Annotated in this window: 10 protein-coding genes; 6 read left to right on the top strand and 4 right to left on the bottom strand. The window is 39.9% G+C overall.

Annotated features, from left to right (window positions below; translation table 11 throughout):
- Window positions 1-63 precede the first annotated feature (63 nt).
- From ACNART_RS16795 to gntR, 4 genes are all read right to left on the bottom strand, one after another.
- Complete coding sequence (locus ACNART_RS16795; RefSeq protein ID WP_198620561.1) at window positions 64-1,002, bottom strand: methyl-accepting chemotaxis protein; 939 nt, start codon at window positions 1,000-1,002, stop codon at window positions 64-66.
- A 150-nt stretch (window positions 1,003-1,152) separates the two neighbouring features.
- Window positions 1,153-2,490, bottom strand: coding sequence for a gluconate transporter (gene gntU, locus ACNART_RS16790; RefSeq protein ID WP_198620562.1), 1,338 nt, complete (start codon window positions 2,488-2,490; stop codon window positions 1,153-1,155).
- Window positions 2,487-3,041, bottom strand: coding sequence for a gluconokinase (gene gntK / locus ACNART_RS16785; RefSeq protein WP_198626466.1), 555 nt, complete (start codon window positions 3,039-3,041; stop codon window positions 2,487-2,489). Before gntK ends, gntU begins: the two co-directional genes overlap by 4 nt.
- A 323-nt stretch (window positions 3,042-3,364) precedes the next feature.
- Complete coding sequence (gntR, locus tag ACNART_RS16780; protein ID WP_198620564.1) at window positions 3,365-4,360, bottom strand: gluconate operon transcriptional repressor GntR; 996 nt, start codon at window positions 4,358-4,360, stop codon at window positions 3,365-3,367.
- A 231-nt stretch (window positions 4,361-4,591) separates the two neighbouring features.
- Here gntR and ACNART_RS16775 point away from each other — a divergent pair, with 231 nt between their 5' ends.
- From ACNART_RS16775 to ACNART_RS16750, 6 genes are all read left to right on the top strand, one after another.
- Window positions 4,592-5,623, top strand: coding sequence for an iron ABC transporter substrate-binding protein (locus ACNART_RS16775; protein ID WP_198632571.1), 1,032 nt, complete (start codon window positions 4,592-4,594; stop codon window positions 5,621-5,623).
- Entirely contained in the window at window positions 5,620-6,618 is a 999-nt protein-coding gene (locus ACNART_RS16770; RefSeq protein WP_198620566.1) for a FecCD family ABC transporter permease, read from the top strand. Before ACNART_RS16775 ends, ACNART_RS16770 begins: the two co-directional genes overlap by 4 nt.
- The gene (locus ACNART_RS16765) at window positions 6,615-7,409 is read left to right on the top strand and encodes an ABC transporter ATP-binding protein (protein ID WP_198626468.1); all 795 of its coding nucleotides are present in this window, start codon (window positions 6,615-6,617) and stop codon (window positions 7,407-7,409) included. Before ACNART_RS16770 ends, ACNART_RS16765 begins: the two co-directional genes overlap by 4 nt.
- A complete protein-coding gene (locus ACNART_RS16760; RefSeq protein WP_368927914.1) occupies window positions 7,396-8,220 on the top strand; it encodes a class I SAM-dependent methyltransferase in 825 nt (274 codons plus the stop codon). Before ACNART_RS16765 ends, ACNART_RS16760 begins: the two co-directional genes overlap by 14 nt.
- Window positions 8,217-9,065: a ModD protein gene (modD, locus tag ACNART_RS16755; RefSeq protein WP_198620568.1), complete on the top strand. Its 849-nt coding sequence runs from the start codon at window positions 8,217-8,219 to the stop codon at window positions 9,063-9,065. Before ACNART_RS16760 ends, modD begins: the two co-directional genes overlap by 4 nt.
- 156 nt (window positions 9,066-9,221) lie before the next feature.
- Entirely contained in the window at window positions 9,222-11,168 is a 1,947-nt protein-coding gene (locus ACNART_RS16750) for a TonB-dependent receptor plug domain-containing protein (RefSeq protein ID WP_368927915.1), read from the top strand.
- The last annotated feature ends 181 nt before the right edge of the window (window positions 11,169-11,349 follow it).

Raw genomic sequence — 11,349 nt, 5'->3', positions numbered from 1 at the left:
CTCTGTTTAACAAATAAAAAGGAGCTTTCGCTCCTTTTTATTTTTCTCATTTTATTCATCAGGTTAGTAATTATCTGAATTTAATAAAACATCGACATATTTAATAACATCAACGCTGGCTTGTTCCATTTTCTCTATATAGTGTGCAACCGCTTCTTGATTATCTTCTATATTGGCCTTTAATGCTAAACGACCACATTCATGCACTAATTTATGGGGTTCTTCTAAGCGACGAAAGGCGTCAGTTTTTGCAAATTTTTTACCATCACCTTGATAATACCATTTCCCTAAACGGCACTCTGTATGCTGATTAACACAGTGTTCATCATCATTATTTAATAAGTGAATATAAATCGCCTCTTTCCATAAAACATGGTCGAGTTTGACCGTATTAAAAAATTGCTGCATCGAAAGAAAGGTAAAAATATGTTTAAGCTCATTGGCTTGTTCTGACAATGACGTTAAATTTTGATGCCCTTCTTCAACCAGTGTTTTAACTTGTTGAACTTGCTGTTGGTTTTTTTCTGTGGTTTCTTTAACGGAAATAAAGCGAGCACCTAAATTATTATTAATGCTAGCAATAGAAGAAGCTTGTTTTTGGATCTCTAATGACAACTTTTTCATCTCTTGAGCTAAGACTGCAAATCCCGCCCCTTCACGCCCAATATGTCCGGCCTCAATTGCTGAGTTAATGGATAAAATATTCGCCTGACTGGAAAGCCTATCAATATTGCTGGCGCTATCTTTAATTTTTTTCAACCAACTTGAGAAATCTTCTATCTCTTCTCGGCTATGTGTAAAATGCGTATCCACTTCATTTAGAAATTGAGTCAATGACTGCGAATTATCCAACATCTTGCTAAAGAGATGTTCCATTTCATCAAGTAAATTGAGCTTATCTTGTAATTTATTACTTGATGCTAAAATCGAATCTCGAATTAGCGTGATGGTGTGGATATTACAATCCGTGTGTTTAATAAAAAGCGAATTATAGTCAACCATAAAATAACAGCCCTAGTTTGCCCACTTAATAAATAAACCTATAGATTAATGAGAAACGGGATATTTTCTGTCACATTTCATAGTCATTTATAGCAATGAAAAAAAGCGCGTCAAAAGACGCGCTAATTACAAGAAAATAAAGATTCAATTTTATAAAAAAGCGAAGAAAATCATACCTACGACAGCACCTGTTGTGCCGAGAATAGTTTCCATCAATGACCATGTTTTTAATGTTTGCGCTTCTGTTGCTCCAGTAAATTTACCGAATAACCAGAAACCCGAATCATTAACGTGGCTAAGAATAATAGAGCCACCCGCAATACAGATTGATAATGCCGCCATTTGAGCGCCACTGTAGCCCAGCTCATTGATAACCGGTAAAACTAAGCCAACAGCGGTTAAACATGCAACGGTCGCAGAACCTTGGATCACACGCACAGCACCTGCAAGAATAAAGCACGCAATTGCAATTGGCATACCCGCGCCAATTAACGCATTACCTAATGCAGGACCAACGCCAGAATCAACTAACACTTGTTTAAAGACACCACCCGCACCAGTGACCAATAAAATGATCCCAGCAGGTTGAATTGCTGCGGAGCAAATCTCCATCACTTTTTCTTTGCTCATACCACGGCGAATAGCTAAGCCGTAAATAGCCACTAAACAAGCAACAAGAATAGCGATAAAAGGATGACCTACAAACTCAAGAATATTGTATAGCTCAGTCTCTTTCTCAACGAAACGCGCACCAATGGTTTTAAAGCCCACTAAAACTAGCGGTAATAACACAAGTGCAAGACTAAAACCAAAAGAAGGCATTTTGTTTTGACCTAAACTCGGTTCTGACAAATCTTTTGGTAATTCTAATGTGACGTAACGGCTAATAAAGTTACCGAAAATAGGACCTGCTAATAACATCCCAGGAATAGCCGCACATAAACCAATTAAAATCATCCAACCAAAATCAGCATTCATTTGGTCAGCTAACAGCATTGGTGTTGGCCCTGGCAATAAGAAGGCGGCTGCACCTGCGACACCCGCAAAGAGAGGGATGGCCATTTTCACCACATTGCCACCAGTACGACGAGCAACAGCAAATACAACACCAATTAACAAGACAACGGCAACATCAAAAAACAGAGGTAAAGCACAGATTAAACCTGCAATACCTAATGCGTAGTTAGCCCGTTTCTCACCAAAGTATTTTAATAATCGCACTGCAATTTGATCTAATGCCCCTGTTTCATGTAGCACCTTACCAAACATTGCCCCTAGCGCGACGACGATTGAGAGGAAACCTAACGTCCCCCCCATCCCGTTTTGCATGGTTTGTGTGATCTTCTCTAAAGGCATACCAGAGAAAATACCGGCACCAATAGCGACAATCATTAACGCTATAAAAGCGTGTAAACGCGCGTACATCACAAAAAAGAGCAATAATAAAACCGAGCCAACTGCGGTTAGCACCAGTGTTAATGTACTCATACCGTTTCCCCTTCAAAAGTCTTTTGAGTGACTGAATTTATTGTCTTAATTGCACTTTCAATCACGTCATCAAGTGGCACTGAAATATCAATTTCATATACATCATTTTCAGCTTTTGTTGGCTCTTCTAGGGTTTCAAATTGAGTCACTAACATTTGAGGTTTAAAGAAGTGCCCTTTACGTGCTTTTAAGCGGCTTTCAATTAGCTCATAGTCACCTTTTAAATATAAAAAGTGTAGACATTGATTGCCCTCTCTTAACATATCGCGATACTGTTTTTTCAATGCAGAACAAACAATTAACGAAACTTCATTGGTTCTTTGCATCGCAAATGCTGCATCATTTAATGCTTGTAACCAAGGCTTACGATCTTCATCATTTAAAGCGTGCCCTGATGCCATTTTAGTAATATTTGAGCGAGGGTGCAGGAAATCACCGTCTAAAAATGCCGCACCTGTACGTTGTGCCACACCACTTGCGACCGCAGATTTACCGCTGCCTGATACCCCCATTAAGATAAAAACATGGTGTAGGGATTGGGTATCGTTCATAGAATGCTCCTTTAAGGCAGATATTAAGTCTTTTTTGTAATGTTACCCGTAACTGTTACGGGTAACATATCCGAAGTGGTAAGGTGAATACAACAACGAAGATCAACTAAGGAGCGAAAATGTGAAGCGACTCTCAAATGAAAGTAAGATGATCTACAAACTGACAACAAAACATCTGATCAGCTTCCTTTTATTCGCCGCAAAATAGGGGAGTAATAACGTTGAAAGAGAGAAGGTATCTCAATAAAAAACCCTACTGTTAATCATATAACAATAGGGTTAGTAAAATTATTAATTCATTTCAATATCAATAAGTTAAATATTTAAATACTTTCACCAGTAATAATGCGGAAACCAACATCAATCACTTGGCCTCGCGCAATTTTACCTTTCATTCGTTTAAGCAATAAATCAGCTGCTTGTTGCCCCATTTCATCACGAGGGGTAAAGATACTCGCCAGACGAGGCGTCATCACTTGTCCAACATCATGTCCGTGGAAACCCGATATTGCAATATCCTCTGGCACGGAAATACCTAAACGTTGACACTCAAAAACAGCACCAATCGCAATATCGTCATTGGTGCAATAAAGTCCGTCTAAATCAGGATATTGCTTACGTGCAGCATGTAATAATTCAGCCCCTAATGAATAAGATGAGCTTTTTGGCGTCATCACATTACCAACAGGTAAACCCGCATTTTGCATTGCTTTTTCATAACCGTTTAAACGCATTAAGGTTCGTTCATCCTGTCTTGCGCCAAGGTAGATAACACGTTTGCATCCACGTTTGATCATCTCATTGACCATCTGTTGTGAGGCTTCAACGTTATCTAATCCTACCGCCGAATCAAAACAAGGCGAAACGCTATCCATGATCTCTACCACAGGAATACCCGCGGTTTCTAACATTTTCATTGTTTTTGGTGTGTGCGTTCTTTCAGCAAGAATAAGCCCATCGATATTATAAGAGAGTAATGAAAGCAGGCGCTCTTCTTCTTTTTCAGCACGATATCCATAGTGCGCTAACATAGTTTGATAACCGTATTTATCGGTCACTGATTCAATGCCACGAATAACTTCGGCAAAAACTTGGTTAGTTAAAGAAGGTAGTAATACCCCAATCGCATGACTGGTCGAATTAGATAAAATATCAGGAGCGCGATTAGGAATATAATTAAGGCTCTCTAATTCACGCGCAATTTTTTCTCGTAAAGCTTCAGAGACTTGTTCGGGGTTACGCAAAAAACGACTCACGGTCATTTTGGTAACACCAACTCGCGAAGCTACATCCTGTAATGAGGGGCGTTTTTTCTTCATTTTATATCGCAACTATCCAAAAACACTCGTATTAATACGCGCTTTAATTTTCCAAGAATGCTGATTATAGCCCTAGGTTATACACTATTTCGAATAAAGTTTTTCAGATGTGTGCCTAGATTTGATTTTGACTGATGATCCCTTGACTTAAGCCAAAGGAAAGATAGTATTCTTCGCTGTATAATAAATGAAATAACGATATCAATATAAAACAATAAACAGCGTGAACCTATGGCGATCCACAGACGACAATTTCTAACTTACCTCGCAACTATTGCGACATTATCGGCACTTCCACATTCGGTAAGAGCCGCAATAACCTCGCGTATTGCAGCACAATTTGGTCATATTCCTGCATCAACCACAATCCATCGTGTGATTAGTGCGGGGCCTCCTACTGATCAATTGTTACTCGCATTAGCGCCTGAAAAATTATTGGGTTTTTCCTCACTTAATTTAGAAAAAAGTCCTTTATTTTCAGATGAACTACGCAAATTACCCCGTTTAGGACGTTTATCAGGGCGAGGAAGTACACTCTCTTTAGAAGCTTTACTGACGTTAGAACCCGATATCATTATTGATAGTGGTAATGTGGATGAAACCTACCGTTCATTGGCGAAGCGTGTCTCTGATCAAACGGGTGTACCTTATGTGTTAATTGATGGCACATTAAAAGATAGCCCAGCTCAGTTACGTCAAACAGGGGCTTTATTAGGTGTTGCTGAAAGAGCAGAAACATTAGCGCAGATTGCAGAGCAATATCTTAGTGATGCTGCGCTTTTTGTATCTGAACAAAAAGAGAGTCCACGTTTTTACCTTGCTCGGGGTGCTAAAGGATTGCAAACGGGTGCAAGAGGCTCTATTCACACAGAAGCCATTGAAGCCTTAGGTTTTGAAAACGTGGTTGATGTTCCTGATTTTACTGGTTTGACTGATGTTTCCCCTGAACAACTGTTAATGTGGAACCCTGAAATTATCATCACACAAGATGAAAATGCCTATCAGCAAATCACTCAAAGTTCTGTATGGAATAGCATTCAAGCCGTTAAAAACAACAAAGTGTTACTGTTTAAAGGATTACCATTTGGTTGGTTAGATGGTCCTCCGGGTATCAACCGTTTAATGGGGATGCGTCGCTTACAAAGTCATTTTGACGTTCGAATAGAAAAACAAACCACTCAAGATCTACAAAATTACTTTGCTCATTTTTACCACACGCAATTAAGTGCTGAACAATGTCAGCAATTGCTGGGGTATTCATGAGTCAATCAGTACGTATCACGCTTTTATTTGCGGTATTTTCCATCGTTGCTTTAATTGCAATCACTAGTGGTAAGTATTCACTTACTGCTAATGAACTGTGGACACTGGTAAGTAATAAATTAATAGGCAATGTGGAATACAGCAGAACTGAAACCGTCTTTTGGCAAATCAGATTTCCCCGTGTTCTTGCGGCAATCTTAATTGGTGGAGGACTCGCTATTGCAGGAGCAGCTTATCAAGGTATGTTCCGTAACCCCTTGGTTTCTCCTGATATTCTTGGCGTTTCATCGGGTGCGGGCGTGGGTGCGGTTTTAGGTATTTTCCTTGGGCAATCGATGTTGTCTATTCAGCTATTTGCCTTTGCAGGCGGTTTGGCAACGGTTGCCTTAGTCTATTTTATTGCAAGACTTGCTAAACAACACGATCCTGTTCTTTCGCTTGTCTTGGTTGGTATTGCGATTAGTGCATTATGTGGCTCAGCAATTTCATTAATGAAAATTCTCGCTGATCCTTATACGCAATTGCCCTCAATTACCTTTTGGCTTTTAGGGGGGCTTTCGACCATTACGGCTTCTGATTTAATTTCTGTCGCCCCTTTAATGTTGATTGGCTTTATTCCACTGATTTTACTGCGCTGGCGTATGAATATCCTCAGTTTATCTGATGAAGAAGCCAGAGCATTAGGTTTAAATGTCGAAGTGACGCGGCTAGTTTTTATTTTGTCAGCAACATTGATAACCGCAAGTGCCGTTTCTATTGCGGGCATTATTGGCTGGCTAGGCTTAATAGTGCCTCATATTGCAAGATTGTTAGTGGGCGCTAACTTTAGCCAACAACTGCCTGTTTCTTTGCTTGTGGGCGCCATTATGCTGTTAATCACTGACACATTAGCTCGCACTATTGCCAATATCGAACTTCCATTGGGTATTTTAACCTCCGCCATTGGTGCGCCATTCTTCCTAATGTTGTTACTTAGAACAAGGAAAGACGCATGATCATTGCTAATGCAAAAAAGCTCGCCATTGGCTATAAAGGCAAAACCTTAATTAAAGATCTCTCATTCCACATCGAACAAGGGCAAATCATCTGCTTATTAGGCGCAAATGGTTGTGGAAAAACCACACTGATGCGAACGTTGTTAGGACTAATACCTTGTATTGAAGGTGAGATTAATGTTGCGGGGAAAAAACTAAGTGAGTGGTCACCAACAGAACTTGCCAAAGTGGTGGCTTATGTTCCTCAAGCAACGCATATCCCCTTTTCTTTCAATGTTATCGATATGGTTGTGATGGGACGAGGCGCACATTTATCCTTTTTCTCAATGCCAAGTTCTCAAGATAAAACAATGGCAATGGAAACATTAGAAATGCTCTCGCTTTCTCATCTTGCTCACCGAACTTTTGATACCTTAAGTGGTGGTGAAAAGCAGATGGTCTTGATTGCTCGTGCTTTAGTACAACAGCCCAAATTACTGATTATGGATGAACCCGCGGCCAGCCTTGATTTTGGTAATCAAATAAAGCTGCTTACCCAAGTTAAGGCACTAAAAGCGTTAGGGATCAGTGTTTTTATGTCAACACACCATCCACAACATGCCGCTTCATTGGCTGATGAAGTCATTTTACTGACACCTCATACTCCTGTTTTGCAAAATAGTCCTGAAATTTTGCTAACACCCAACAATTTAGCGCACCTTTATGGTGTAAAACCCACAGATATTCAGGCGCATTTTCACGCCTACTCGGGTAATAACAATGAATATAGGCAAGAATATGAACACCATTGAAACCACGGATTTTGCTGAACTTTATAAAAACCACATGGTACAGGCTGAAAGAACCAAAAAAGAGCCAGAACATTGGGATAAACGTGCTGAAAAAATGGCAGAAACCTGTGCCAATCCTAACGATCCTTATTTAATCAAGTTTCGTGAAATGATGGATTTTACGGGTGCTGAAACCTTACTAGATGTGGGTTGTGGCCCTGGCTCTATCAGCATTCATGTTGCGGATAAATTCAAAAAAGTCATTGGTATTGATTACAGTACAGGCATGCTCACAGTGGCTAAACGTAGAGCAGAACAAGCAGGCATCAATCACGCCGACTTTATCACTTGCTCATGGGAAGATAGCTGGGATGCACTTCCTCGTTGTGATATTGCGGTCGCTTCACGCTCAACGCTCGTGATGGATTTAAAAGCCGCGCTATTAAAGCTTAATCGCCAAGCTAAATTACGTGTTTATACGACACACACCGTATCCCCAACTTTTGTTGATCAACGCATTATTCGCTTACTGGGTCGAGATGTTCCTACGCTACCAACCTACATTTATGCTGTAAATATGCTTAACCAAATGGGCATTCACCCTAAAGTGGATTATATCCGTAGCCGTAATTGTCAAAGCAATTTCAATAGCCTTGAGCAATTTATTGAGGGGATCAACTTCTCCGTAGGACCTTTAAGTGAAGATGAAATAACACATTTAACGAACTACTATCATGACAGCATTAAAAATGGCGTTTCACTGATTTCGCCTACGCGTGATTGGGCGATGGTTTCTTGGGATATCGTGCCAGAAAGTGAGTTAACACTATGATTTATTACCCTGATGCCTTTCTTGATAATTTATTGATGGAAGATATTCAGTATGGTGATTTAACAAGTCGCGCCCTGAATATCAGTGATCAATTAGGTACGATGACATTTACACGCCGTGAAGCGGGTTGTGTTAGTGGGATCACGCTAGGTTGCCGTTTATTGGAAAAGTTAGGGTTAGAGGTAAAAGCGCATCGACAAGATGGTGATTTTGCCGATAAAGGTGATTGCTTAATCACCGCGGAAGGTCGAGCTGATGCGCTACATCAAGGCTGGAAAGTAGTGCAAAATGTGCTGGAGTGGAGTTGTGGTGTTAGTGACTATATGGCAAGAATGCTAGAAATCTATCATCGCTATCAACCTAAAGGGCAAATTGCGTGTACACGTAAAAATATCCCGAATACCAAACTATTAGCAACTCAAGCGATACTTGCAGGCGGTGGTGTTATTCATCGCCAAGGTTGTTCTGAAACAATTTTACTCTTTGCTAATCATCGTCGATTTTTATCAGAGCCAGATAATTGGGCACAGCATGTTAAACAGTTACGCCAAGCGGCACCTGAAAAATGTATCGTGGTAGAAGCTGATGATATTGAACAAGCAAGAGAAGCGTTAAAAGCCCAACCAGATATTTTACAGCTTGATAAATTCTCCGTTGAAGATATTGCTCGGCTTCAATATGAAGCGCCTCAAGTTGCGCCTCAATGCCATCTTTCGTTAGCTGGCGGAATTAACCTGAACACAATTGAAAAATACGCACAAACAGGTATCCATTTAATGGTAACGTCTGCGCCTTATTATGCTCCACCGACAGATATTAAAGTTCGTCTTTACCCAAAAGATTAAATAAAAATAATAACTTATAAGTAAGTATTTACATATTTAATCAATAATAAACAAAACCGAGTGCTAACATATTGTCAGCACTCATTTTATCCATTTATTTTTACGTAATTCGTTATATAAAAATTTATATATAGATTACAAATTGAGATTGGAATGATGAAATTAAAACCTCTATGCTACTGTTTATCTTTTGCTCTATTACCAAGTATTGCAATCGCCGACACCACTTATGGGCAATCAACCCCTGATCTATTAACCGTTTGGAGTAGCCCGATTGCAGCCAATCCAGATGTGTTAACACAAGAGCAGATGCTTGAACAAAATAAAGTCAATGCGGCACAAGCTATTGCTACATTACCCGGTGTTGTGATGCAAAAATCGGGCAACCGCAATGAATACACCATTAAAGTGCGAGGCTTTGATAGCCGCCAAGTGCCAGTCTTCTTTGATGGTATTCCAACGTATGTTCCTTATGATGGCAACTTAGACTTAGCCCGCTTTACCACCAATGATCTAGCAAGTATTGAAGTCAACAAAGGCTATACCTCATTACTACAAGGCCCTAACTTAATGGGTGGCGCTATCAATATCACTACCGCATCACCGAAAAAACCTTTAGAAGGGAGTATTGCTTACTCACAAGGTTTTGCACGCGGTGCCGATTATGCACATAACATGAGCGCACGTTTAGGCGCACGTAATGATTTAGGTTTTATTCAAATCAGTGGTAGCCAATTAAAGCAACGCTTTACCCCAATTCCAGGCGCTGATGAAAATAATCAAGCAGCCGGTACACATGGACGCCGTGATAATTCGGCAACAGATGATAAACGTGGCATGATCAAAGTGGGTTGGACGCCACGCGCTTCTGACGAATATACCCTGACTTATGTAAAACAAGACGGTGAAAAAAATAGCCCGCCGTCAACATTAGGTAAAGGTAAATTTAAATATTGGGCATGGCCGGATTACAACAAAGAGAGCTATTACTATAGCGGCGTAACACAAATCACAGACAGTATTAATCTACAAAGCCGTGCTTATCACGATAAATTCGAAAATACCCTCTATATGTATCCGAAAAAAGGTGACACACCTGACTATAGCCACTATGACGACTACAGCACAGGCGCTGCATTGCAATTAGGTATTGATACTCGAGACAGTGACCTACTCTCTTTTGCCGCACATTGGAAAGATGACGTTCACCGCGCTCAAAAAGAGAAAGGTGGCAATTGGATGCGTTATAAAGACAGAACATGGTCTTTAGCCACAGAATACCAATGGGTTGTCACCAATGATCTCGATTTAGTGGGTGCCATTAGCTATGACTGGCGTGATAGTGTTGATACCGATAAAGGGGCTGATGACAACAAGCAAACGGCTTTTAACTGGGAAATGATGGCGAAATATTCTTTAGCCAATGATGATGCAGTCCGCTTCTCCGTATCTGATCGTAGTCGCTTCCCGACGCAAAAAGAACGTTACACTACTGAAAAACCCAAAGATGGCTCAAAAGGGATTATTAACCCAGATTTAGATCCAGAACGTGCATTATCGTTCGACTTAACCTATGAAGGGCACATTACTGATAAATGGGGTTACCAAACCAGCATTTACTACAACCGTGTCAGTGATGCAATTATGGCACACACAGTTTATCGTGATGGCAAAGCATTTTTCCAAAACCAAAATAGTGGACGCATCGACTATGTAGGTCTTGATTTAGGCACGAAAGGCAACGTCACTGATTGGTTAGAACTTGGTGTAAACTATAGCTATATTCACAGTGACCCGAAAAAAATCGAACATATTGAAGGCTTACCAAAACATAAAGCCTATATGTGGATAACGTTTATTCCAGTAGAACACGTTCGCTTTACTGTTATGGAAGAAGCGCAAGGTTGGACATATAACCGTATTGATGAAGATGACAAACTCGCAGGCTATGCAAAAACCGATCTACGTTTAGATTATGACTTTGGTTATGGTGTTTCTGCTAATGCCTCTGTCAATAACTTATTCGATAAGTCTTACGAGTATACACAAGGCTATATGGAAGACGGCCGTAATTACTGGTTAGGTATTGAATATAAATTCTAATTTATTTTCTATAAATTTAAGAGCTGATATTTATTTTAATATCAGCTCTCTTTTCATCCCTAAAATAACTTTACTTTCCATGATGATACTCTAAATATAATTAAAATCGTAAAAAACCTTTTGCCATTTCTAATAAAGTATTCATAGTACTACTCACTATTTTTACAAAATTATCATAATT

Origin of the sequence: Proteus sp. LHD240705 (genome assembly GCF_047921555.1) — a bacterium.
Classification (GTDB): domain Bacteria; phylum Pseudomonadota; class Gammaproteobacteria; order Enterobacterales; family Enterobacteriaceae; genus Proteus.
The sequence above is the reverse complement of the archived record's forward strand: the minus strand, read 5'-3'. Positions and strand labels throughout refer to the sequence as shown.